Origin of the sequence: Arthrobacter mangrovi (genome assembly GCF_026011795.1) — a bacterium.
GTDB classification, from domain to species: domain Bacteria; phylum Actinomycetota; class Actinomycetes; order Actinomycetales; family Micrococcaceae; genus Crystallibacter; species Crystallibacter mangrovi.
Window position 1 is genome coordinate 229926 of sequence record NZ_BRVS01000008.1, and the last position, 22244, is coordinate 252169.

Annotated in this window: 22 protein-coding genes; 11 read left to right on the forward strand and 11 right to left on the reverse strand. The window is 70.5% G+C overall.

Annotated elements, in window-relative coordinates; translation table 11 throughout:
- The first annotated feature begins 43 nt into the window (after positions 1-43).
- The 3 genes from AHIS1636_RS10640 to AHIS1636_RS10650 are packed head-to-tail and all read left to right on the forward strand — an operon-like array spanning position 44 to position 3812.
- A complete protein-coding gene (locus AHIS1636_RS10640) occupies positions 44-1546 on the forward strand; it encodes a cryptochrome/photolyase family protein (protein ID WP_264795789.1) in 1503 nt (500 codons plus the stop codon).
- Positions 1543-2313, forward strand: coding sequence for a glycosyltransferase family 2 protein (locus AHIS1636_RS10645; protein ID WP_264795790.1), 771 nt, complete (start codon positions 1543-1545; stop codon positions 2311-2313). Before AHIS1636_RS10640 ends, AHIS1636_RS10645 begins: the two co-directional genes overlap by 4 nt.
- On the forward strand, positions 2310-3812 hold the full coding sequence (locus AHIS1636_RS10650; protein ID WP_264795791.1) for an SDR family oxidoreductase: 1503 nt from the start codon (positions 2310-2312) through the stop codon (positions 3810-3812). The genes AHIS1636_RS10645 and AHIS1636_RS10650 overlap by 4 nt, the downstream gene beginning before the upstream one ends.
- On the opposite strand, the gene AHIS1636_RS10655 is transcribed toward AHIS1636_RS10650, so the two are convergent.
- Genes AHIS1636_RS10655 through AHIS1636_RS10680 form a run of 6 tightly spaced genes read right to left on the reverse strand, consistent with a single transcriptional unit; the run spans position 3755 to position 9106 of the window.
- Positions 3755-4639 carry a prenyltransferase gene (locus tag AHIS1636_RS10655; RefSeq protein WP_264795792.1) on the reverse strand — a complete coding sequence of 295 codons (885 nt, stop codon included), beginning with the start codon at positions 4637-4639 and terminating at the stop codon, positions 3755-3757. The two genes, AHIS1636_RS10650 and AHIS1636_RS10655, sit on opposite strands and share 58 nt — an antisense overlap.
- Complete coding sequence (locus tag AHIS1636_RS10660; RefSeq protein ID WP_264795793.1) at positions 4629-5027, reverse strand: lycopene cyclase domain-containing protein; 399 nt, start codon at positions 5025-5027, stop codon at positions 4629-4631. Before AHIS1636_RS10660 ends, AHIS1636_RS10655 begins: the two co-directional genes overlap by 11 nt.
- Positions 5024-5425, reverse strand: coding sequence for a lycopene cyclase domain-containing protein (locus AHIS1636_RS10665; RefSeq protein ID WP_264795794.1), 402 nt, complete (start codon positions 5423-5425; stop codon positions 5024-5026). Before AHIS1636_RS10665 ends, AHIS1636_RS10660 begins: the two co-directional genes overlap by 4 nt.
- On the reverse strand, positions 5425-7053 hold the full coding sequence (gene crtI, locus AHIS1636_RS10670; RefSeq protein ID WP_373875827.1) for a phytoene desaturase family protein: 1629 nt from the start codon (positions 7051-7053) through the stop codon (positions 5425-5427). Before crtI ends, AHIS1636_RS10665 begins: the two co-directional genes overlap by 1 nt.
- Before the next feature lie 14 nt (positions 7054-7067).
- The gene (locus AHIS1636_RS10675; protein ID WP_264795795.1) at positions 7068-8018 is read right to left on the reverse strand and encodes a phytoene/squalene synthase family protein; all 951 of its coding nucleotides are present in this window, start codon (positions 8016-8018) and stop codon (positions 7068-7070) included.
- Positions 8018-9106, reverse strand: a complete 1089-nt coding sequence (locus AHIS1636_RS10680) for a polyprenyl synthetase family protein (RefSeq protein WP_264795796.1) — start codon at positions 9104-9106, stop codon at positions 8018-8020. Before AHIS1636_RS10680 ends, AHIS1636_RS10675 begins: the two co-directional genes overlap by 1 nt.
- 39 nt (positions 9107-9145) lie before the next feature.
- On the opposite strand from AHIS1636_RS10680, the gene idi reads away from it, so the two are divergent.
- Positions 9146-9724, forward strand: coding sequence for an isopentenyl-diphosphate Delta-isomerase (gene idi / locus AHIS1636_RS10685; protein ID WP_264795797.1), 579 nt, complete (start codon positions 9146-9148; stop codon positions 9722-9724).
- Here idi and AHIS1636_RS10690 read toward each other — a convergent pair.
- The 3 genes from AHIS1636_RS10690 to AHIS1636_RS10700 form a co-directional block, all read right to left on the reverse strand.
- Positions 9676-10275 (reverse strand): MarR family winged helix-turn-helix transcriptional regulator, encoded by a 600-nt coding sequence (locus AHIS1636_RS10690; RefSeq protein WP_264795798.1) that lies wholly within the window; start codon positions 10273-10275, stop codon positions 9676-9678. The two genes, idi and AHIS1636_RS10690, sit on opposite strands and share 49 nt — an antisense overlap.
- Positions 10276-10328: 53 nt before the next feature.
- Complete coding sequence (locus tag AHIS1636_RS10695) at positions 10329-10817, reverse strand: DUF3237 family protein (protein WP_264795799.1); 489 nt, start codon at positions 10815-10817, stop codon at positions 10329-10331.
- An 80-nt stretch (positions 10818-10897) separates the two neighbouring features.
- A complete protein-coding gene (locus tag AHIS1636_RS10700) occupies positions 10898-11599 on the reverse strand; it encodes a FadR/GntR family transcriptional regulator (RefSeq protein WP_264795800.1) in 702 nt (233 codons plus the stop codon).
- A 136-nt stretch (positions 11600-11735) separates the two neighbouring features.
- Here AHIS1636_RS10700 and AHIS1636_RS10705 point away from each other — a divergent pair, with 136 nt between their 5' ends.
- Genes AHIS1636_RS10705 through AHIS1636_RS10715 form a run of 3 tightly spaced genes read left to right on the forward strand, consistent with a single transcriptional unit; the run spans position 11736 to position 15882 of the window.
- Positions 11736-13100, forward strand: a complete 1365-nt coding sequence (locus AHIS1636_RS10705; protein WP_264795801.1) for an SLC13 family permease — start codon at positions 11736-11738, stop codon at positions 13098-13100.
- 57 nt (positions 13101-13157) lie between these two features.
- Positions 13158-14381, forward strand: coding sequence for a CaiB/BaiF CoA transferase family protein (locus tag AHIS1636_RS10710; protein WP_264795914.1), 1224 nt, complete (start codon positions 13158-13160; stop codon positions 14379-14381).
- 1 nt (position 14382) lies between these two features.
- Positions 14383-15882: a carboxyl transferase domain-containing protein gene (locus AHIS1636_RS10715; protein ID WP_264795802.1), complete on the forward strand. Its 1500-nt coding sequence runs from the start codon at positions 14383-14385 to the stop codon at positions 15880-15882.
- Positions 15883-15937: 55 nt separating this feature from the next.
- On the opposite strand, the gene AHIS1636_RS10720 is transcribed toward AHIS1636_RS10715, so the two are convergent.
- Positions 15938-16498 carry a GNAT family N-acetyltransferase gene (locus AHIS1636_RS10720; protein WP_264795803.1) on the reverse strand — a complete coding sequence of 187 codons (561 nt, stop codon included), beginning with the start codon at positions 16496-16498 and terminating at the stop codon, positions 15938-15940.
- Positions 16499-16557: 59 nt separating this feature from the next.
- A complete protein-coding gene (locus AHIS1636_RS10725) occupies positions 16558-16938 on the reverse strand; it encodes a VOC family protein (RefSeq protein ID WP_264795915.1) in 381 nt (126 codons plus the stop codon).
- 625 nt (positions 16939-17563) lie between these two features.
- Between AHIS1636_RS10725 and AHIS1636_RS10730 the strand changes: the two genes are divergently transcribed.
- The 4 genes from AHIS1636_RS10730 (at position 17564) to AHIS1636_RS10745 (ending at position 22189) form a co-directional block, all read left to right on the forward strand.
- A complete protein-coding gene (locus AHIS1636_RS10730; protein WP_264795804.1) occupies positions 17564-18358 on the forward strand; it encodes a GNAT family N-acetyltransferase in 795 nt (264 codons plus the stop codon).
- Between the two features lie 93 nt (positions 18359-18451).
- The gene (locus tag AHIS1636_RS10735; RefSeq protein WP_264795805.1) at positions 18452-19561 is read left to right on the forward strand and encodes a CapA family protein; all 1110 of its coding nucleotides are present in this window, start codon (positions 18452-18454) and stop codon (positions 19559-19561) included.
- Between the two features lie 184 nt (positions 19562-19745).
- Positions 19746-20822 (forward strand): MBL fold metallo-hydrolase, encoded by a 1077-nt coding sequence (locus tag AHIS1636_RS10740; RefSeq protein WP_264795806.1) that lies wholly within the window; start codon positions 19746-19748, stop codon positions 20820-20822.
- On the forward strand, positions 20819-22189 hold the full coding sequence (locus AHIS1636_RS10745) for an MFS transporter (RefSeq protein ID WP_264795807.1): 1371 nt from the start codon (positions 20819-20821) through the stop codon (positions 22187-22189). Before AHIS1636_RS10740 ends, AHIS1636_RS10745 begins: the two co-directional genes overlap by 4 nt.
- The last annotated feature ends 55 nt before the right edge of the window (positions 22190-22244 follow it).

A 22244-nucleotide genomic window follows, 5' to 3' on the forward strand; every position in this document is an offset into this window, starting at 1 on the left:
TTCCCGCGCCCGGGCCCGGCGGGACACCAGGAAGGGGCATCCCATGACGACGTCGCTGGTATGGTTCCGCGACGATCTGCGCGTTCGGGACAACCCTGCGCTGCTGGCCGCGGCCGCGGACTCCGCCGCGGTGGCGTTGTATGTACTGGACGAGGAGAGCGAAGGGGTCCGCCCGCTCGGCGGCGCCGCCCGCTGGTGGCTGCACCACGCGCTGGAAGACCTGCGCGGCGAGCTGGACCGCCTCGGCATTCCGCTGCTGCTGCGCCGCGGGGCCGCCGCCGGAATCGTTGGCGGGGTTGCGGCCGCTCTGGACGCGGAGGCCGTGTACTGGAACCGGCGCTACGGCGGGCCCGAGCGGCAGGTCGATGCCGAGGTCAAGGCGAAGGCGGAGGAGGACGGCCGCCACGCGGAGAGCTTCCAGGCCTCGCTGCTGCATGAACCGTGGCGGATCCAGACTGGCCAAGGCACGCCGTACAAGGTCTTCACACCGTTCTGGAAGACCGTCTCCGAGCTGGATTTCCGCAAGCCGTTGGATGCGCCGGAACCGACGCAGCGCTTCCGCGGCAGGCTCCCGGAGTCCGAGGAGCTGGACGGCTGGGAGCTGCTGCCGCGCCGTCCGGACTGGGCCGGGGGCTTGCGGAAGGCCTGGACTCCGGGCGCCGCGGCCGGCCACGAGCTGCTCGAAGACTTTGTCGACGGGGCGCTGGCTGACTACCCGCAGGGCCGCGACCGCCCGGCCGTCCGGGGCACCAGCCGCCTCTCTCCCTACCTCCGCTGGGGCCACCTGAGCCCGTTCCAGGTCGGGCATGCGGTCGCCGCCCGGCGAGGCGCCAACCATGGCGAGGCCGTCCGCACCTACCTCGGCGAGCTGGGCTGGCGGGAGTTCTGCTGGCACCAGCTCTACCATCAGCCGCTGCTGGCGGAGCGGAACCTGCGTCCCGAATTCGACGCCTTTCCGTGGGAGCGTCCGGGCCGCAAACGGTCCGGTAACGACGGCGGCGCCTCGCCTTCCGGGCGGAATGCGAACCGTGGCGGTCCTTCGGCTGCCGCCCGGGTCCGAGCCTGGCAGCGGGGCAGGACCGGCGTGCCGCTGGTGGACGCCGGCCAGCGTGAGCTCTGGACCACCGGCTGGATGCACAACCGGGTGCGCATGGTCTCGGCCAGCTTCCTGGTCAAGAACCTCGGCATTGACTGGCGGGTGGGCGAGCAGTGGTTCTGGGACACCCTGGTGGACGCCGACGCGGCGAACAACCCGGCGAGCTGGCAGTGGGTTGCGGGCTCGGGGGCGGACGCGGCGCCGTTCTTCCGGATCTTCAACCCGCTGACCCAGCAGGCCAAGTTCGACCCCGAAGCCCGCTACGTTTCGCGCTGGGTGCCGGAGTATGCGAGCCCGGAGTATCCGGAGCCGATCGTGGACGTGAAGGAGTCCCGGCAGGCGGCGCTCGAGGCGTACCAGGCGCTGCGCGAGGACAACGCCCCGGCCCGGGACAAGGCCAGCCGGGGCAGAGCCAGCCAGGGCAGGACCGGTCGGGGCAGGGCCGGATGATGGGCTCCGGCGTCTCCGTGGTGATCCCGTGCCTCAACGATGCGGGGCCGCTGGAGGCCTGCCTCCGTTCACTCGCCGGCCAGCTGACGCCGCCGGACGAGGTCATCGTGGTGGACAACGGCTGCACGGACAACAGCGCCGAGGTCGCCCGCAGGTTCGGCGCCCGGGTGGTCGCCGAGCCCGCTCCCGGCATTCCGGCCGCGGCGTCGAGAGGCTACGACGCCGCCGCCGGCGACATCATCGCGCGCTGCGACGCGGACTCCGTCCTGCCGCCGGACTGGATCCTTCGGATCGCCGCCGCCTTCTCCCGGGATCCCGGCCTGGCCGCCGTGACCGGGAACGGACGTTTCCATTCCCTCCCCCGCCCGGCCGCCGTCGTCCTTTCCGCCCTGTACCTGGGCTCCTACTACCTCGCCGCCGGGTCGGCGCTGGGCCACGCGCCGCTGTTCGGGTCCAATATGGCGCTCCGGCGCTCATGCTGGCTGCAGGTGCGGGAACAGGTGCACCGCTCGGACGCCGAGCTGCACGACGACCTGTGCCTGAGCTTCCACCTCGGGCCGCTGCGGCGGATCCGGCTCGATCCGCGGCTGGCCGCCGGGATGTCGCCGCGGGCCATCGCCAGCCGGGCCAGCCTGGTGCTGCGCTTCCGGCGTGCCTTCCACACGTTGTCCGTACACTGGCCGGAGCAGGCGCCGGCGCGGCGCTGGCAGGCCCGCCTTGCCGCCGGCCGGACACTTCCCGCCAATCGAAGGAGACAGTCCGCATGACACAACGGGTACTGGTCACCGGGGCCACCGGCTACATCGGCGGCCGGCTCGTCCCCCGGCTGCTCGAGGCGGGCTACACCGTCCGCGTGCTGGTGCGGTCGCCGTCGAAACTCAATGCCGTCCCCTGGCGCGACGACGTGGAAATCGCCGAGGGGGACCTGGGCGACGCGGAGGCGGCGGCGAAGGCCTGCGAGGGCGTGGAGACGTTCTTCTACCTGGTGCACTCGATGGGCTCCGGCGCCGGGTTCGAGCAGAAGGAACTCGCGATGGCCCGGACCGTGGCCGAGGCCGCCGCGCGCTCCGGGGTGAAGCGGATCGTCTACCTCGGCGGGCTGCATCCGGAGGGGGTGGAACTCTCCCGGCACATGCGCTCGCGGACCGCCGTCGGACGGGTGCTGCTGGAAGGCGAGGTGCCCGCGGTGGTGTTCCAGGCCGGCGTCGTGATCGGCTCCGGTTCCGCGTCCTTCGAGATGATCCGGCACCTGACCGAGAACCTGCCGGTGATGCCGGCGCCGAGCTGGGTGCGGAGGAAGATCGAGCCGATCGCCATCCGGGACGTGCTGCACTACCTGGTGCACGCACCCCAGCTGCCGGAGGGGCTGAACCGGACGTTCGACATCGGCTCGCGCGAGGTGCTGACCTACGCCGGCATCATGTACGGCTACGGGCACCAGGCGGGACTGACACGGCGCAAGGTCTTCTCGCTCCCGGTCCCGGCGCCGAAGCTGGCGGGCTGGTGGGTGGCGCTGACCACGCCGATCCCGCACTCGATGGCGGTGCCGCTGGTGGAGTCGCTGCAGCATGACGCGGTGGCCGCGGAGCACGACATCGACGGCTACATCCCGCAGCCCGACGGCGGGCTCACCGGCTACCGCAAGGCGGTGGAGCTGGCCCTGGGCAAGATGGCCGCGGGCGAGGTGGAGACCAGCTGGACCAACGCGTCGCAGGCGCCGCCGTCGGACCCGCTGCCCAGCGACCCGGAGTGGGCCGGCCGCACCGTGTTCGTGGACGAGCGCACGCGCAGCACCGACGTGGCTCCCGAGCACGTCTGGCGGGTGATCGAAGGGATCGGCGGGGCCAACGGCTGGTACTCCTGGCCGGCCGCGTGGGCCATCCGCGGCGTGCTGGACAAGCTGGTCGGCGGGGCCGGGCACAACCGCGGCCGACGGCACGGAGACCGGCTCAGCGTCGGGGAGGCCGTGGACTGGTGGCGGGTGGAGGCCATGGAGGACTCGCCGGAAGGCAAGGTGCTGAGGCTGCACGCGGAAATGAAGGTCCCCGGCCAGGCCTGGCTGGAGCTCTCCGCGCTGCCCGACGGCGCCGGCACCACCTACCGGCAGCGGGCCATCTACTTCCCCACCGGGCTCTCCGGCAAGCTGTACTGGTGGATCGTCCTGCCGTTCCACGGACTGATCTTCCCGTCCATGGCGCGCAACATCATTCAGCGGGCGGCGGCGTACCAGAGCAGCAGCATCGTCACAAAGAAACCGGTCACGTAGTTCAGCCAGAGGAACCGCTTCCAGCCGGCGTTGCTGCTCTCCGCTTCGGCGTCCGTCAGCGACCGGAACGGCCAAATGTTCGCCAGGTACGGCAGGGCCAGCAGGGCGCCCAGAGCGCCCGGCCAGCCGCTGAAGAGCATCAGGATGCCGGCCAGCGCGTAGGCGGCGAGCGCATACCTGACCGTGGCGGCGGCGCCCAGCACCGTCGCCACGGAACCGACCCCGCCCTGCCGGTCCGCGTTGATGTCCTGAACCGCGCCGAACGCCTGGCTGGCCATCCCCCAGAGGAAGAACGCCCCGAGCACGGCCCACAGCCCGGCGGTGAAGTCCGCGCCGGCGAGCACCAGCCCGAACAGCGCCGGGCTGACGAAGTGGAAACTCGACGTCATGGAGTCCACGAACGGGCGCTCCTTGAACCGGAGCCCGGGCGCACTGTAGGCGACCACGGCGAACAGGCTCAGTGCCAGCACCGCCGCGGACAGCCAGGTCCCGGCCGCCAGCAGGTAGGCCACGAACGGCAGCGGCAGCAGCACGGCGGCCAGCAGCGTGGTCCGGTGTAGCGAGCGGTCCAGCACGGCGCCCTCCGCGCCGCCCTTGCGCGGGTTGAGCACGTCGGACTCGTAGTCGAACACGTCGTTGATCCCGTACATCGCGAGGTTGTACGGGACGAGGAAGAACAGCGTGCCGATGATGAGCGGAAGGTCCACCGTGCCGGCGGCGAGCAGGTAGGCGGCCGCGAACGGATAGGCTGTGTTGACCCACGAGACCGGCCGCGAGGAGACCAGCAGGTTCCGCAGGGTCGAACGGGGCTTGAGGTCATTCTCCATGCGCGTCCTTCCTCCCGGCCGCTTGCTTTCCGGCGGTTTGCCTGCCCGTCCTCTGCCGTCCGGCCGGCAGCAGCGTCCACAGGGCCGGCAGCAGCAGCGCCGCCGCGAGCACGTAGGCAAAATCCTCCAGCGGTGCGAGCCCGATCCGCCATCCCGACGTGTGCTCCGCACTGTACTCGAAGAGCCCGGCGGCGATCATGATGTTGTCGAACACGGCCGTCAGCACGCACAGCGCCAGCAGGGTGAGGACGACGGCGGCGCCCGCCGTGTGCGGCCGGCGCGCCCCGGTTCCGGCAGGAGTGCGCCTGCGGTGCCGGACGAGGACCGCGGCCAGGGCGACGGCCGCCGCGGCGGCGAGGAAGGCGGCGTTGAGCAGCCAGTACGTCATGGGCGTGCCTCCTCGCGGGTGCCGCTTGGGCCGGACCGTTCGCGCCGGACGCTACGCGCGGTGGCACTGGTGCCGGGCAGGAACGATCCGGTGGCGAGTCGGCGGGCGAAGAGCAGGTACAGGTTCATGGCCAGGTAGCAGAGGAAGGTCAGGAAGACGGCTTCCTCCAGGGGAAGTTCCGGCGCCAGCAGGAGGCCGGTCATGATGTCCGTCTGCCCGCGGTAGAAGATGCCGAGCGCAATGCCGGACAGGTCCCACGCCAGGAAAAACGCCAGGCCGGCCAGCAGCACCAGGCCGGCACGCAGCGGGGCCGCGCGGAAGAACAAGCGCAGCCGCCAGTCCAGGATGGCCATGCCCGCCAGCGACACGAACAGCGCGGCCAGGTAGACAAACCCCATCAACGCAACCCCGCACCCGAGGAGGCCGGCAGCGGTTCGGGCAGCGCCGCCGTCGTTAGGTCCCCGCGCACGCGCTTGAGCAGGATCTCCGCGCTGATCAGGCACATCGGCAGACCAATGCCGGGGATGGTGCTGCCGCCGGCATAGAAGAGGCCGTCGACCTTGCGGCTCTTGTTACTGCCGCGCAGGAAGGCGCTTTGCCGCAGGGTGTGTGCCGGGCCGAGGACGCCGCCCTGCCAGGAGTTGAAGTCGCGGGCGAAGTCCGCCGGGCCGACGGTCCGCCGTACGCGGATCCGGTTGGCGAGGTCCGGGATGCCGGCCCACCGGGCGATCTGGGCGATGACGCGGTCGGCGACCTCTTCGACGCGCGGGTCACCGCCGCCGTCGATACCGCCGCCGCCCAGGGCCGGGTCCGCCGGGACGGGAACGAGCACGAAGAGGTTCTCCTGGCCCGCCGGGGCAACTGACGGGTCGGTGGCGCTGGGCCGGCAGACGTAGACGGAGGCGGGATCCGGAACCCGGGTCGGCTGGCCGAAGATCGCCGCGAAGTTCGCGTCCCAGTCCGCGGTGAACATGAGCGAATGGTGGGCCAGCTCGGGCAGCCGGCCGTCGACGCCGAGCATCAGGAGCATGGCGCCCGGGCCCGGCACGCGGCGCCGCCAGTAGCGCTCGGGGTAGCTCTGCAGCTCCCGCGGCAGCAGCGCGGTTTCGGTGTGGTGCAGGTCCGCGGCGGAGACCACGGCATCGGCGGCCAGCACGTGGGACCCGCCGCCGCCGTCCCGGTAGCTGACACCGAAGGCCCGCGCCCTGGTGCCGGCGCGCTCGGTCAGGATCCCGTCCACCTCGGCACCGGTGACGATGCGGACGCCGTGGTCCTCGGCGAGCGCGCGGATGGCGCCGATGATCCGGGTGAAGCCGCCCTGCGGGTAGAGCACGCCGTCGTCCAGGTCAAGGTGGCTCATCAGGTGGTACATGCTGGGCGCGAGCTTCGGCGCCGAGCCGAGGAACACCGCCGGGTAGCCGAGGATCTGGCGCAGCCGCGGGTCCGTGACGAAGCGGCCGGCCCAGGTGTCCAGGGACTCCAGCAGCAGGCGGCCCAGCTTCGGCGCGCCGCGCAGCACCTCACGCGTGAGCAGCGGCCGGAAGGAAGCGAAGGACGTGTAGAGGAAGTACTTCTTGGCCAGGCCGTAGGTCTCCTCCGCGGAATCGAGGTACGCGGACAGCCGGGCCCCGGCGCCGGGCTCCAGGGATTCGAACAGTTCCTCGTTCAGCCGGCGTTCCCGGCGCAGGTCCACGGCGGGGCCGCCGCCTTCGAAGAACACCCGGTAGCCCGGATCCAGCACGCTCAGGTCCAGCTGTTCGGCGGAGGTGCCCAGCAGGCGGAAGAAGTGGTCGAAGACCTCCGGCATCAGGTACCAGGACGGCCCGGTGTCGAAGCGGAAGCCGTCGCGTTCCCAGCTGCCGGCGCGGCCGCCCACGTCGGCCTGCTTCTCCAGCACGGTGACCCGGTAGCCGTCGCGGGCCAGCAGCGCCGCCGACGCCAGCCCGGCGATGCCGCCGCCGATGACGCTGATCCGCCCGCCCGGTTCCACGGCAGCGCCGCCCCTGGCCGGCCTGCCCGGCCGCAGCGGAACGGGAGGCCTCACCGGTGGCTCCGGAACAGGGCGGCGGCGGGCAGGTGCCGGAGCCGGGCGGCCGGAAGATGCACGGGCAGCCGCGCCGCCGGGACCTGCTGCCGGTACCACGCCGTGGCGATCAGGCGCAGCTTGACCTGGTTCGGCACCCGGACCCGCCGGAGCAGCAGGTCCCCGGCCGGGGTGCGCCGCAGCCGCGCGGAGAGCTCGGCGAACAGCGCGTGCACGGCCGCGACGGCGGTGCGGCTGCCAGCGGGCAGCTCCGGCACCACCGCGCGGGCGGCGGCCAGGTCGGCGTCGATCCCGTCCAGCACGGCGTGCTTCTCGGCTTCGGTGAACCCGTCGACGGATATCCCGGGAAAGTAGCTGCGGCCGAGGTCGCGGTAGTCGTCCGCCAGGTCGCGCAGGAAGTTGACCTTCTGGAACGCGGCCCCGAGCCGCCGGGCGCCGGCGTCGAGCCTGGCGAGGCGGTCCACGTCCACCGGCTTGCCCTGCAGGAAGGCGCGCACGCACATCAGCCCGACCACCTCGGCGGAGCCGTAAACGTACTCGTCGAAGCTGTCGGCGCTGTGCGCGGCGCGTTCCAGGTCGGCCCGCATGGAGGCGAAGAACGGCCTGACCAGGTCCGCGCCGATGCCGGTCCGCTTCGCCGTGAGGCCGAAGGCGTGCACCACCAGGTTGGAGCTGTAGGCGCCGGCCGCCGCCTCAAGCGCCTCCTGTTCCAGCTTGTCGAGGCACGCGCGGATGGCCTCCGGCGCCGATCCGCAGCCGGCGCTGGCGCCGTCGACGATTTCATCGGCGATCCGGACCAGCGCGTAGATGCTCTCCACGTCCCGCCGGACGGGCTTTTCCAGCAATCGGGTGGCCAGAGAGAAGGAACTCGAGTAGCGGCGGATGACGACGGCGGACGCCTCCTGGGCGACCGCCGCATAGAGTTCCGCCTGGGTCCGGTTATCCATTACCGCCTCCTTTGGACAGCACGTTCCAGCACGCTTTCGAGGTCGGCCACCAGGGCCTCGGGCAGGGCGGATTCCGCCAGGGCCGCCCGGGCCCGGCTGGCATAGCACTCGGCAAGGTCCTCGACGTACTCCCGGGCGCCGCACTGCTCCAGCAGGCGGCGTGCCCGGGCCGCGTCCTGCCGCGTGGGCGTGCCGCCTAGCAGCTCCGCCAACTGCTCCCACTCCGGGCAGAGCCGCGCGTAGGCGATGAGCGGGGTGCACTTGCCCTCGGCCAGGTCGCCGGTAGTCGATTTTCCCGTCTCTGCCTCGTCTCCGAACATGCCCAGCAGGTCGTCCACTAGCTGGTAGGCGGTGCCGATGCAGCGCCCCGCAGTTCCGACTGTCCTGAGCGCGTCCGCGGAGGCTCCCGCCATCAGCGCCCCGGCGCGCAGGGGGGCCTCGAAGGAATATACCGCGGTCTTCAGCCGCGACATCCTCAGGACCTCCTGCAGCGACGGCTGCTCGGGCGTGCCGGAGAACTCCACGTCCAGCAGTTCGCCGCCGGCCGAGGCGAAGACCGCCGAGTCCAGCTCGTCCAGCAGAGTGAGCCGCAGGTCGGCGGCCAGCTCGGCACCGGCGATGAGCCGGTAGGCGCCGGTCAGGGCCAGGTCTCCGGCGATGATGGCGGCGGACTGGCCGCGGTGCGCCGCTTCCTCGAGGCTCATCCCCTGCCCGGCGGCGCGGGCGCGGTAGACACCGGCCAGGTTCGGGACGCCCCGCCGCTTGAAGTCACGGTCGATCACGTCGTCGTGCAGGACCAGCGCGGTATGCAGCAGCTCGAAGGCGGCCGCCACCGGTGCCGCCGGCGCGGGATCCGGGCCGCCGAGTCCGGTGTATGCGGCCAGGACCAGGGCAGGCCTGACGCGTTTGCCGCCCCGTGCGGCCGAGCGCAGGGCCCGCCACAAGCCGGCATAGCCTGCGCCCAGGCGGTCGGCGCGGTCCATGCCATCGCTGAAGAACCGCTCAAGCGTCCCGTCCACGAGCCGCAGCCCATCAAACTCGGTTCCTCCGGACGCCGGAGGGTACTGTCGGGCGATGGGAATCGTCATGATTCATAGTAAACATGATTATTTCTCGATAATCGAGAGATGGGGGAGGATGGCGTTGTGCGGAAGGACGGCGGCGTGGCAGGCATAGAAGAAGTGGTACTGGTCGACGAGGCCGGCCGACCCATTGGAACGGCCAACAAGGCGACCGTGCATGGACCGGCCACTCCCCTGCATTTGGCCTTCTCCTGCCACCTCTTCAACGAGCGCGGCGAGTACCTCGTGACCCGGCGCGCGCTGTCCAAGAAGACCTGGCCGGGCGTATGGACCAACTCCTTCTGCGGCCATCCCGGACCCGGCGAGGACACCGCCGATGCCGTGCTGCGGCGCGCGCCGCAGGAGCTGGGCGTCGAGGTGTCGGAACTGCGCCTGGCGCTACCGGATTTCCGCTACCGCGCCACCGACGCCGCCGGGACCGTTGAGAACGAGATCTGCCCGGTCTACGTGGCCCGCCTGTACGGCGACCCGGCCCCGGACGCGACGGAAGTCGCCGAATGGAAGTGGGCACCGCCGTCGTTAGCGCTGAAGGCGGTCACCGCCACGCCGTGGGCCTTCAGCCCCTGGCTGGCGCTTCAGCTGCCGTTGCTGGCCGAGGCTTCGCCCTCGCTGTTCTCCGGCTGACCCAAGGCGCGTTCCCGCGCCGCCGTCATCGCGTCGCGAAGCTCCTCCATGAACCCGGAGAGCATCTCGATCTCCTCGGGTGTGTGCCGGGTAACCACCTTCAGGAGCTCCTCGACCATCGGCGTGAAAATCTCCGAACCGCGCAGCCGCGCGCTGTCCGTCACGTCGAGGTGGACCCGCCGCCGGTCCTCCCCGCTGCGGGTGCGGACCATATGGCCCACCTTGCTCAGCCGGTCCACCAGGGCGGTGGTGGCGGCCGAGCTCAGCGACAGCTTTTCCCCCAGCACGCCGGGGGTGATCGGCTGGCCGGCGCGCCGCGCGTTGATCACCGCCGTGAGCGCGTTCAGGTCCGTACGGTGCATCCCGTACTTGTGGCCCAGCGCCTCGATGTAGCGGTCCGTCTCCGTGGTGAAACTCTGCAGCAGCAGCATCAGTTCGCGGCCGCGGTAGTCCGCGCCGGGACGGATCTCGCCGGCTTTGAACTCGACCTGCGGCCCATCGTGCCGGCTGACGCCGGGGGCAGCCGCGGAGGTGCTGGATGAGCTTGGCATAGTGACCATATTAAGCCTCGGTCCACCTTCCTGCCCGCGGCCGCCCAAATGGCCTAGTCGACGGCGAAGAACTCCAGCCGGACCGAATCCGGAGTGCGGACCCCGCTGCCGACGAACAGCCGCGAATTGACCCAAGCGAAGGCACTGTCCGTCGCGGCCGTGATCCGCGGCGCGCAGCGGAAGTAGATCAGCGAGGGGTCGACCGTACAGCCGCTGACCATCCGGGCCAGGTCCTCGGGACGCCCTGCCCGGAGCGCCTTGTTTTCGACGAAGAGCCGCGTACCGTCCCCTGCCTCGATGACGTAGGTGGCGGTGAGGTAGGCCGTGTCCGCGGACGGGTACAGCTGGAAGTCCGCGCCGGCGTCCAGCACCCGGCCCGACCAGCCGTTTCCGGCGACGCTTCCCCCGCGGATCGGAACCACGCGGCGCCGGCCGTCAATGGTTTCGCCCAGGTCCAGCACCTCACCGACCTCGACGGTCACGGACGCGAAGTGGGTCAGGGCCGGCCGGGGCACGGCGCCGGACATCCGGCTTCCCGTCATGGCCCGCCTCCCGTCATTGCTGTTGCTGCTGTTGCTGCCGGCGCTGCTGCCGGACGTGCCCGATGCGCCGCCGCCGACAGCTACTTGAGCAGGGCGACATCCGAAACCAGTTCGATGTGGGACTGCATGGCCCGGGCGGCCACGTCCGCCTCGCCGGCCCGGATGGCCTCGGCGATCCGCCGGTGCGACGCCAGGGACTGCTCCGGCCGGCCCGGCTGCCCGAGCGACTCCAGCCGGGTCTCGAGCACCATCTCGGCGATGAACGTCATCATCTGGGCCAGCACCGGCGAATGGGCCGCCTGCGTCACCGCCCGGTGGAACAGCTCATCGCCGTGCGCGCCCCGGTCCCCCGCGGCAATTTCCCGTTCCATGGCCTCCAGGGCGGCGCCGATCGCGTCAAGGTCCTCGGGCGTCCGGCGGGACGCGGCCAGTTCGGCCAGCTTGACCTCCAGGGCGCTGCGGGCCTCCACGATCTCCGGCAGGCGGTTCCGGTGCTCCTGCAGCTCCTTGACGAGCTTGGCCACGCTGGGCCGGTAGACCAGCACGGCCCCCGTCCCGTGCTGGACATCGATCACGCCGAGCACTTCAAGGGCCACCAGCGCCTGCGCCAGCGTCGCGCGGGAAACGCCGAGGCTGTCCGCGAGCTCCCGCTCCGGCGGCAAATGGTCCCCGGGACCGAGCTGGGCGTCCTCGACGTACTCCAGGATCTGCTTCATGAGCTGCTCATAGAGCCGTTGGCGCGATACCCGCGCCAACGGCCGTGCCGTCTTCTTCTCCGCCACGCTGCAGTTCCTTTCGGATCGAAGGCCTTTTGAGAACTTTACCCGGCTACCTTGACAAGGACAGCCACTCTCCTAGAGGCTAGGCCACTGAGACAGTGATTCACTTCACAACTATCCTAATCCACGGAGGAGTGCGATGTCCGCGCCAATTCTCTCCATCATCGTCCTCGCGGCGATGTTCCTGTTGGCTACGGTGCTGCCCATCAACATGGGTGCCCTGGCCTTCGTCGGGGCCTTCCTGCTGGGAGCGGTCTTCCTGGGCATGGACCCGGATGCCATCCTGGACAACTTCCCCGGCGGCCTGTTCCTGACCCTGGTCGGCGTGACCTACCTGTTCGCGATCGCGCAGAACAATGGCACGATCGACCTGCTGATCCGCAAGGCCGTCAAGCTGGTCGACAACCGCGTGGCCCTGATTCCGTGGGTCATGTTCATCATTACCGCCGCCATTACCGCGGTCGGCGCGCTCGGCCCCGCCGCCGTGGCCATCATGGCCCCGATCGCGCTCAGCTTCGCGGCGAAGTACAAGATCAACCCGCTGATGATGGGCATGCTCGTGGTCCACGGCGCCCAGGCCGGCAGCTTCTCCCCCATCGCAGTCTACGGCGTGATCGTCAACGACCTGGTCAGCGGCGCGGGCTTCCCGGGCAGCCCGATGGCGCTGTTCCTGACCAGCCTCATCTTCAACCTCGCCATCGCCGTCGTCCTCTTCTTTGTCCTTGGCGGGCGCAAGCTGTCCTCCTCCCGGGTGGGGCAGTTCGTCGAGCAGGTCGCCGAGGCCCGCATGGCGGTCAGCGTGGGTGCGCACGCCGCCGACGTGAGCTACAAGGGCTCCGGCTCCGGCACCTACGGCCCGCGCGACCCGGCCGGCGAGGGCGTGCCGGCCATGAACACTCCGGCCGAGAAGTTTCCGCAGATCATGACCATCCTCGGGCTGGTCGCCCTGGCCGTCGTGGCGCTCGGCTTCAAGGTCGACGTCGGGTTCGTCTCCATCACGATCGCCGTCATCCTCGCGCTGGTCTCGCCCAAGGCGCAGAAGGGCGCGGTCAATAAGATCAGCTGGTCCACGGTGCTGCTGATCTGCGGCATGCTGACCTTCGTCGGCGTCCTGCAGGAGGCAGGCACCATCGAGTACGTGTCCGACGGCGTGGCGAATCTGGGTGCCCCGCTGCTGGCAGCGCTGCTGATCTGCTACATCGGCGCCGTGGTGTCGGCTTTCGCGTCCTCCACCGCCATCCTGGCCGCCCTCATTCCGCTGGCCATCCCGTTCCTGGATTCGGGCGCCATCAGCGCCGTCGGCGTGGTGTGCGCCCTGGCGATCGCTTCCACGATCGTCGACGTCTCGCCGTTCTCCACCAACGGTGCCCTCGTGCTGGCCAATGCGCCCGAGGGCACCGACAAGGACCGGTTCTACAAGCAGATCCTGGCCTACGGCGGCGTCGTCGTGGTCGCCGGACCGCTGCTCGCGTGGGCCACGCTCGTCCTTCCCGGCCTGCTGTAGCCGCCCGCACGCTTCCCATTCATCGAACCAGAAGGAGCCGTTTTGAGCACTGAAACGATGCCAGAGACCGATTCCCCGGCCGTTCCGGCCGCTGCCGGACCGCTGACCGGTTACACCGTCATCGACCTGAGCCGCGCGCTGGCCGGCCCGCACGCCGGAATGATGATGGCCGACCTCGGCGCCCGCGTGATCAAGGTTGAAAATCCGGGCCACGGGGACGACACCCGCGGCTGGGGGCCGCCGTTCGTCGGCCCCGACGAGGACCCGATCGCCACATACTTCCTCTCCTGCAACCGGAACAAGGAATCCATCGCCCTGGACCTCAAGTCCGATGAGGGCAAACGGCTCCTGTCGGCACTCATCGAGCGCGCCGACGTCGTGCTGGAAAATTTCCGCCCCGGGGTGCTGGACCGGCTGGGCTTCAGTACCGAACGCATGCACGAACTGAACCCGGGACTGGTGATCCTCTCCATCACCGGCTTCGGCCATGACGGCCCGGAATCGCACCGCAGCGGCTACGACCAGATCCTCCAGGGCGAGGCCGGCCTGATGTCGCTGACGGGCTCCGGTCCCGATGACCCGCAGCGCGTCGGCGTCCCGATCGCCGACCTGCTGTCCGGAATGTACGGGGCCTACGGCGCCCTGGCCGCGCTGTTGGAGCGCGAGCGCACGGGACGCGGCCAGGTGGTCCGCACCTCGCTCCTGGCGGCGCTGGTCGGCGTGCATGCCTTCCAGGGCACCCGGCACACCGTCGCCGGCGAGATCCCGCGGGCCCAGGGCAACCAGCACCCGTCGATTGCCCCGTACGGCCTGTTCAAATGCGGCGACGGCCACGTGCAGATCAGCGTGGGCAGCGAGAAGCTCTGGACGGCCTTCGCGCAGGCCTTCGGCATCGACCCGATCCGGGAGGACTTCGCCACCAACGCCCGCCGCGTGGCGCACCGGCCGGAACTGATCGCGGAGATAGAAAAGGCGTTCAGTGCCTATGGCGCGGAAGAACTGCTGGCCAGGCTCAACGACGCCGGTGTCCCCGCCGGCAAGGTCCGCACCTTGGACGAGGTCTACGCCTGGGACCAGGTGAGGTCCCAGGGCCTGACGGTCGACGTCGAGCATCCCGTCCTCGGCAAGGTCACCTTGCCCGGGCCGCCCCTGCGGTTCTTCGCTCCCGACGCGAGTGAAACAACCAAGGCCGCGCATCAGGCACCGCCGCTGCTGGACGCCGACGGCGAGGCCATCCGCCGCTGGATTTCCGGAGCCGAGTCCGACGGCGAGGCCGCCTGATATGCCCACCCTGGACAAGACCCGCCGCCTGGACGCAATGGAGCTCATCGGCACCGTCCTCGACGCGGGATCGTTCCGGTCGTGGGACGTGCCCGCCGCCGCCCGGGAGGTGGATGCCGAGTACCTCGACGACCTAGCCAAGGCCCGCGCCAAGTCAGGCACCGACGAGTCCGTCATCACCGGCGAAGGCCTGATCCGCGGGCGCCGCGTCGCCGTCATTGCCTCCGAGTTCAATTTCCTCGCGGGCTCGATCGGCCAGGACGCGGCCGAACGCATCACGGCCGCGATCGAGCGGGCAACCGCGCAGGCCCTGCCCCTGCTGGCCGGGCCTGCCTCCGGCGGGACGCGCATGCAGGAAGGCACCCCGGCGTTCCTCGCGATGGTCAAGATCACCGCCGCCGTGCGCAGGCACCGCCAGGCCGGGCTGCCCTACCTCGTCTACCTGCGCCACCCCACCACCGGCGGCGTGATGGCATCGTGGGGCTCGCTGGGACACATGAGCGTCGCCGAACCGGGTGCCCTGCTCGGATTCCTCGGCCCGCGCGTCTACTCGGCCCTGCACGGAGAGCCCTTCCCGCAGGGCGTCCAGGTTGCCGAAAACCTCTTCGACAAGGGACTGGTCGACGCGGTCGTACCGCCGGAGGAGCTGGCGGGAATCCTCGACCGCGCCCTGCGCATCCTGATGCCGGAACCGGCCGAAGCCGTACCCGCCCCCGCCACGGTCGATGTCGGGCCTTCCCCCGTGGATGCCTGGACTTCGATACAGCTCTCCCGCAATCCCCGCCGGCCGGACCTGCGCTGGCTGCTCTCGGCGGGAGCGGACGACGCGCTGCCGCTGAACGGCACGGGCCAGGGCGAAAACGACCCCGGCCTGCTGCTCGCGCTGGCACGGTTCGGCAGCCAGTCCTGCGTGGTCCTCGGACACGACCGGCCCCGGCATCCCGGCGGACCTGCCATGGGCCCCGGGTCGCTGCGCGAAGCCAGGCGGGGCATGCGGCTGGCCGAGGAACTCAAGCTGCCGCTGCTGACCGTCATCGACACCCCGGGTGCCGACCTGTCGAAGGAGGCCGAGGAGGGCGGGCTGGCCAGCGAGATCGCCCGCTCGCTGTTCGACCTGATCGGGCTGGAGTCCCCCAGCGTCTCGGTACTGCTGGGCCAGGGCGGCGGGGGCGGAGCGCTGGCCCTCCTCCCGGCGGACCGCACCATCGCGGCGCAGCATTCCTGGCTTTCCCCGCTGCCGCCCGAAGGGGCCAGCGCCATCCTGCACCGCAGCACCGAGTTCGCGCCTTCGATTGCCGCGGCCCAGGAGGTCAACGTTGCCGGCCTGCGGCGGGTCGGCCTGGTGGACCACATCGTGGACGAACACCCGGACGACAGGCCCCGGGACTTCTGCAGCCGGATGGCCACCGCCATCGAGTACGAATTGTCCCGCACGGCGGCCGCCCCCAGGGATGAGCGGCTCCAGCGCCGGTGGGAGAAGTTCCGCTACCTTGGCGGCTGACCCCGGTCCGTCCCCGCGCCGCGGCGGATTCGGGCACGGACCCGCCGCGGCGCCGTCAGTCCGTTGACCGCACTGCGGCGAAAAGCAGCACGTCCTTGCGCTCGCCGCCGATCACCTGATGGCTGCGGAGCAGGCCCTCGCGCTCGTAGCCCGCGGCAACGGCCGTGCGGACCGAGGCCTCATTCCACGGCTCGATGTACAGTTCGACGCGATGCAGCGCGGGCAGCGTCCAGGCGAACCGGGTCAGCGCAGTCAGGGCCGCGGCGGCCACGCCCTGGCCGCGGGCGGAGGGCGCCACGATATACCCCGCCTTCGCCCGGCCGGTATCGACAGCCTTCAGCCACAGCCCGATCTGCCCGAGTGCCTGATCGGTGGCGGCGTCGGCGATGGCGAACGAATAGCCCATCCCCTGGGTGAACCGGCCGTTCTGGCGCAGGATCCACTCCGTGCCCTCTTCCTCCGAGGCATCCGCAGGGACTGTGCTGATCAAGGGAACGTACGGGTCGCGGGACAGTTCGGTCACCACCGCCGCATCCGTTTCCCGGAACGGACGCAGCACCACCGATCCATGCGACGGCGGGGTCCGGGGCCATTCCAGCGGCAACTGCACGTCCATGCCAGCGATTCTGCCACGGCCCCGTGGCGGGCGACGGAATCCGACGACTTCGGCGCCGCCTATTTCTTGTTCTCCCAAAGGCCCATCACGTTGCCCTCCGTGTCGCGGAAGTAGGCCGCGAAGCCCATGTCCATCACGGCCTGCTTGGCGAGCACAGTGGAGCCGCCCAGGCTGCCGATCTTCTCCAGCGTGGCGTCGATGTCCTCGACCTCGACCGTGATGACCGGCGTGGCCAGGTCCCCTTCGCGGGCAAACATGCCCCCGTTGATGGAGCCCGGTTCGGACGGCATGCCCTGGTCGTTGACCGGCGAAGTCATGACCATGTGATAGTTGATGTCCGGAACCTCGCTGATATTCCAGTCGAACGCGGACTGGTAAAAGTCCCGCGCGCGGTTCTGGTCATCAGCGGGAATCTCGAAGTGCACTACCCGTCCAGCCATTGTGCTCACCTGCTCCATCGAAGGTCGGCCATAAGCGGGCGCGGGCGGCCCGCGCCACAGGTCCAAGTGTAGGGCCGCATGCACCTCGCCGCCCCGGCCATTCGGGGGCGAAGTTCAGGCAATATTCACGTGCAGCTGACCGCAAGGGCAAGGGCACCAAATGCGGGTTCCGGGCCGGCCGCCAACAGGGCACGGCAGCTCGGCCAGGCCGCCAAGCGGCCAGTGAGGAGCGGCAGGCGCGGGAACGGCCGCCCGCCGCGGATGATCCGCGTCACTCCAACCCCTCCCGTGCGGGTAAACGGCAGGTAAACAGCCCGGAGTAGCACCTGCTCAGGCGGCGATGAAACCTTTGGACGCACGGAGTGGCTGCCCCGCTTCCGCTCAGGATGGTCCCCTACACTGGGCTGACATGTATGACTCGTCAACCACGGAAGGGGGGCCGCACGTGACACAGCTCGGCTCCGACCCCCTTTCCACGGGCGGGTCTTCCTCCCCTCAGGAAGGGATGCCTGCCTCCCGCGAAACAGGCCCGGCCGCCTCCCGCGAAACAGGCCCGACCGCCTCCCGCGAAACAGGTCCGCCCGCCGACCGCGAAGCAGGCCCGCCCGCCGACCCCGAAGGACCCTTGCTCCACTCAGCCGAAGCTCCAGCCCTTTCCCGCGCCGCCCCGACAGTCACGATCCGCCCGGCCATGCCGGCGGACCTGGCAGCGATGGCCGGCTGGCAGTGCCGCCACGTTCCCGACGGCCTCTTTCCGCAGATGGGCGAGCGGTTCGTGCGGCGCTGGCACGCCAGTTTCCTGGACAGCCCCTTCGGCGTCGCGCTCGTGGCCGAACGGCACGACGGGTCCGGTGCCGGCGGAGCCGCTGCCGGAGGCGGCCCGGACGGCGGCGCCCCTGCCGGCGGCGCCCCGGCGGAGCCGATTGGTTTCCTGGTCGGTTCCACCGACCAGGTCCGCCACGTGGCGGAAGTCGTCCGTCGCCACCGCGTCGGGCTGGCCTTCGGCGGACTGGTCGCGCTCGCCGGGCGGCCGCGGCTGGCCGCCCACTTCATCCGCACCCGCGGACGCTCCTACCTGAGCCGAATCTTCCGCAACGCCAACGCACGCGGCCGGCAACCTGCGGATTCCGCTGCTTCCGGAGCGCCCGCGGCAGCAGTAACGACGGCGGCCGACCAGGTCGCGGTGATTACCGCGGTGGCCGTGGACAACGCCGCCCGGGGTTCCGGGGCCGGACAGCTGCTGGTGGAGAGGTTCCTCGAGGAAGCCCGGGCCGCCGGCGCCCCGCGGGCGGAGCTGGTCGCGATGCTCGGCGAGGGAAGCGCGGCCCCGTTCTACGACCGGCTGGGCTGGATCGCGGTGGGCGAGCATTCCTCGCGCGATGGCAGCCTCGCCCGGACCTACCGCTACAACCTCTCCTAGCCGGCCGGCGGGCCCGGCTGGAGGTGCCGGCCCTGCGGGACCCGGACTAGAGTTGGTACCAGGCAGGCAAGCACCTCCAAGGCCGGTGGCGCCATGGATTCCGACGCGATCTCGATCTTCCTCGCCGGCGACGTGATGACGGGCCGGGGCATCGACCAGCTGCTGCCCGCACCGAATCCGCCCGGGCTCCGGGAGTCCTTCATCCGTGACGCCCGGGACTACATTGCGCTGGCCGAGGCGGCCAACGGCCCGATCCCCCGCCCGGTCGCGCCCGAGGTGCCGTGGGGCGAGGCGCTGGCACTGCTCGACGAGGCCGCCCCGGACCTGCGGATCATCAACCTCGAAACCAGCGTGACCACCAGCGGCCGCTTCGCTCCGGGCAAAGGCATCCACTACCGCATGCATCCCGGCAACATCGGCTGCCTCACCGCGGCCGGGATAGATGCCTGCGTGCTGGCCAACAACCACGTGCTGGACTTCGGTGTGCGCGGGCTCGAGGAGACGCTGGACGTCCTGCACACCGCAGGCCTGCGGACCGCGGGCGCCGGCCGGGATGCCACCGAGGCATGGGCGCCCGCCGAGCTCCGCACACCCAACGGCCGGGTCCTGCTCTTCGCCGCCGCGCATTCCTCCAGCGGCGTGGCCCGCGGCAACAGCGCCCTGGGGGAACGGCCGGGCCTGGCCTTCCTGCCCGACCTCTCCGAGGCAGCAGCGGAATCGCTGCTGGAGCGGATCCGGGCCGAGCGCCGGCCGGACGACGCGGTTATCGTGTCGCTGCACTGGGGCTCGAACTGGGGCTATGGGGTTCCGCCGGCGCAGACCCGTTTCGCGCACCGGCTCATCGACGGCGGGGCCGACATCATCCACGGCCACTCCTCGCACCATCCGCGGCCAATCGAAATCTACCGCGGCCGGCCGGTGCTGTACGGCTGCGGCGACCTCATCAACGACTACGAAGGCATCCGCGGCTACGAGGAGTTCCGCGACGACCTGCGCCTGCTGGTGCTGGTGACGCTCGAGGCCGGAACGCCCGGGCTCCGCGGGCTGCGGCTGGTCCCCGTACGCTCGCGGCGGCTGCGGCTGGAACGCGCCGGCCGGGAGGACTCGGAGTGGCTTCGCCGCACCCTCGCGCGCGCCTGCTCGCCCTTCGGTACGCGCTTCGAGGACGACGGCGATGGCGGCTTCCGCTGCGGCATCCCCTAACCGCCGGTCCGCGGGCGGCAACATGAGCGGGCCTCGGCGTCTTACGCGCCCCGTTCCGTTCATAGGCAAAACCGTTGAACTTGGGCAGTTATTACAGTTTTACAGGGGTGGTTGTGACACGGATCATGGAAGGCAGAACAACCGGCCGAAGCCGGAACAGCTCATCCTAAGGACTTCCCATTCCATGAAGACTTCCCTGAATCCGCATGTCGTCACGCTCGGCACCGCGGGCGGCCCGCGCTGGTGGACGGGCGAGAATGCCGGCCGCCGCACCGGCATCGCCACGGCGGTCGTCGTCGGCGACGCCGTGTACCTGGTGGACGCCGGCAGCGGAGTCGGGCGCCAGCTCATGAAGGCCGGCCTGCCGATCTCGTCCCTGCGCGGCATCTTCCTCACCCACCTGCATTCGGACCACACCATCGACCTGGCCAGCCTGGCCATCTTCGGCATGTTCACGCTCAAGCAGGACCAGCACACCATCCGGATCGTCGGCCCCGGCAACCGCGGGGAACTTCCGCCGGCTTCACTGCGCGCTGCGACGCCGCCGTCGCCGGTGTTCCCGGAACTGCCCACCCCGGGCACCCGCGAGATGTTCCACCACCTGATGCAGGCCTACGGCACGGACCTCAATGACCGGGTCATCGACGCGCTGCGGCCGTCGCCGCTGGATTACTTCGCGGCCGAGGACATCGCGATTCCCGCGTCGTCGGGCTACCACCCCAACGGCAACCCCACCCCGGCCGGCATGGAGCCGTTCGAGATCTACCGGGACGAGCTGGTCACCATCACCGCCACGCTCGTGGAGCACCCGCCGATCGCCCCCGCGTTCGCCTTCCGGTTCGACACCGAGGAAGGCTCGGTCACCATCTCGGGCGACACGGCACCGTGCGACAACCTGGTCCGGCTCGCCCGCGGCACCGACCTGCTGCTGCATGAGGCCATCGATTTCGACTGGGTGCAGCGCGCCTACGGCAGCATCGACACGGACGAGGCCCGCGCCTCCATCGACCACCACCGCCGCTCGCACACCTCTCCCCAGGATGCGATCCGAATCGCCCGGCAGGCAGGTGCCGCGAGCCTGGCGCTGCACCACCTGGTCCCGGGCACGACGCCCGACTCGGTGTGGCGCGCGCACGGCGCGTCGTTCGAGGGCGGCTTCCATATCCCCGACGACCTCGACATCATCCCGTTCTCTTCCCGCTCTGCCGGCGGCGCTTCGGTCGCCACGACGGACAATCTTGAAATGGCGGTTGCACGATGAGCACACGCACGACGGCGAAGTCGGCTTCGCTGCCCCAGCCTCCTGCCGGCGGCCAGGGCGAGCCGCTGAAGGTTCCCAGCCTCAACACCCCGCAGATGCGGCGCATCCTGGCCTCCAGCTTCATGGGCAGTGCCATCGAGTTCTACGACTTCATCCTGTATGCGACGGCGGCCTCGCTGGTGTTCAACAAGGTGTTCTTTGTCAACGTGGACCCGGCAGTGGGGATCTTTGCGTCCTTCGCGACCCTCGCCGTCGGCTATATCGCCCGGCCGCTCGGCGGCATCGTCTTCGGCCACTTCGGTGACCGGCTCGGCCGCAAGGGCGTGCTGATCACCTCGATGCTGCTGATGGGCGTGGCCACCACGCTGATCGGCCTGCTCCCGACCACGGCGCAGATCGGCATGGCCGCACCCGTCGCACTGATCGCCCTGCGCCTCGTCCAAGGCCTGGCCGTCGGCGGCGAGTGGGGCGGCGCCATGCTGATGGCGCTCGAGCACGCGCCCAAGGAACGCCGCGGCTTCGCCGCCAGCTTCGCCAACATGGGCGGACCTGCCGGCGCCGTCATGGCCACCCTCGCCGTCTCGGCCGTCTCGGTGCTGCCGGACGAGGCCTTCCTGAGCTGGGGCTGGCGCGTGCCGTTCCTGCTGAGCGTCGTACTGGTGGGTATCGGCCTCATCATCCGGCTCAAGGTCGCCGAGTCGCCGCTCTTCCTCGCCTTGGAAAACAAGGCGGAAGAACGCAAGATGCCGATCATGGAGGTGCTGACCAAGTACCCGAAGAACGTCATCATGGGCACCTTGGTCGGCATGAGCTCCTACACGGTGCAGGGCCTGATGACCGTCTGGGCCATCTCTTACGTGGTGGACCACGTCGGCCTGGACCGCACCGGCGTGCTGAACATCAAGGCCATCGGTGCCGCGCTGACAGTCGTCGCCATCTGGTTCGCCGCCCGCTACTCGGACCGGATCGGCCGCAAGCCCGTGATGCTGATCGGCATCCTGGCCGGCGCCGTACTGGCCTTCCCGATCATGTGGATGCTCGAACTCGGCGCCCTGTGGCTCTTCGCTATCGGCCTGTTCCTGGCCAACGGCGTCATCCAAGGCACCATCTTCGGCCCGTTCGGCGCCTTCACGGCGGAGCTCTTCCCCACCCGGATGCGCTACACCGGTGCCTCGCTGGTCTACCAGCTGTCGTCCACGCTGGGTGCCGGGTTCACGCCGATGGTCGCGTCGGGACTGGTCCTCGCTGCCGGCGGCGAACTCTGGATGGTCGCCGCCGCCTGGGCCGGCGCGTTCGTCGTCGCCGCCCTCTGCCTGCTCGGGGTCAAGGAAGGCAAGAACCAGGACCTGACCGCGGAGAAGATGTAGCCCGGCCCTCCCGCCGGCCCCGGCCGGACCCTCCCGCGAAGGCGGCCGCTGCCCA

Coding starts and splice junctions, on each gene's coding strand:
- AHIS1636_RS10640 (WP_264795789.1), top strand. CDS start 44: ATGACGACGTCGCTGGTATGGTTCCGCGACGATCTGCGCGTTCGGGAC.
- AHIS1636_RS10645 (WP_264795790.1), top strand. CDS start 1,543: ATGATGGGCTCCGGCGTCTCCGTGGTGATCCCGTGCCTCAACGATGCG.
- AHIS1636_RS10650 (WP_264795791.1), top strand. CDS start 2,310: ATGACACAACGGGTACTGGTCACCGGGGCCACCGGCTACATCGGCGGC.
- AHIS1636_RS10655 (WP_264795792.1), bottom strand. CDS start 4,639: ATGGAGAATGACCTCAAGCCCCGTTCGACCCTGCGGAACCTGCTGGTC.
- AHIS1636_RS10660 (WP_264795793.1), bottom strand. CDS start 5,027: ATGACGTACTGGCTGCTCAACGCCGCCTTCCTCGCCGCCGCGGCGGCC.
- AHIS1636_RS10665 (WP_264795794.1), bottom strand. CDS start 5,425: ATGGGGTTTGTCTACCTGGCCGCGCTGTTCGTGTCGCTGGCGGGCATG.
- AHIS1636_RS10675 (WP_264795795.1), bottom strand. CDS start 8,018: ATGGATAACCGGACCCAGGCGGAACTCTATGCGGCGGTCGCCCAGGAG.
- AHIS1636_RS10680 (WP_264795796.1), bottom strand. CDS start 9,106: ATGACGATTCCCATCGCCCGACAGTACCCTCCGGCGTCCGGAGGAACC.
- idi (WP_264795797.1), top strand. CDS start 9,146: ATGGGGGAGGATGGCGTTGTGCGGAAGGACGGCGGCGTGGCAGGCATA.
- AHIS1636_RS10690 (WP_264795798.1), bottom strand. CDS start 10,275: ATGCCAAGCTCATCCAGCACCTCCGCGGCTGCCCCCGGCGTCAGCCGG.
- AHIS1636_RS10695 (WP_264795799.1), bottom strand. CDS start 10,817: ATGACGGGAAGCCGGATGTCCGGCGCCGTGCCCCGGCCGGCCCTGACC.
- AHIS1636_RS10705 (WP_264795801.1), top strand. CDS start 11,736: ATGTCCGCGCCAATTCTCTCCATCATCGTCCTCGCGGCGATGTTCCTG.
- AHIS1636_RS10710 (WP_264795914.1), top strand. CDS start 13,158: ATGCCAGAGACCGATTCCCCGGCCGTTCCGGCCGCTGCCGGACCGCTG.
- AHIS1636_RS10715 (WP_264795802.1), top strand. CDS start 14,383: ATGCCCACCCTGGACAAGACCCGCCGCCTGGACGCAATGGAGCTCATC.
- AHIS1636_RS10720 (WP_264795803.1), bottom strand. CDS start 16,498: ATGGACGTGCAGTTGCCGCTGGAATGGCCCCGGACCCCGCCGTCGCAT.
- AHIS1636_RS10725 (WP_264795915.1), bottom strand. CDS start 16,938: ATGGCTGGACGGGTAGTGCACTTCGAGATTCCCGCTGATGACCAGAAC.
- AHIS1636_RS10735 (WP_264795805.1), top strand. CDS start 18,452: ATGGATTCCGACGCGATCTCGATCTTCCTCGCCGGCGACGTGATGACG.
- AHIS1636_RS10740 (WP_264795806.1), top strand. CDS start 19,746: ATGAAGACTTCCCTGAATCCGCATGTCGTCACGCTCGGCACCGCGGGC.
- AHIS1636_RS10745 (WP_264795807.1), top strand. CDS start 20,819: ATGAGCACACGCACGACGGCGAAGTCGGCTTCGCTGCCCCAGCCTCCT.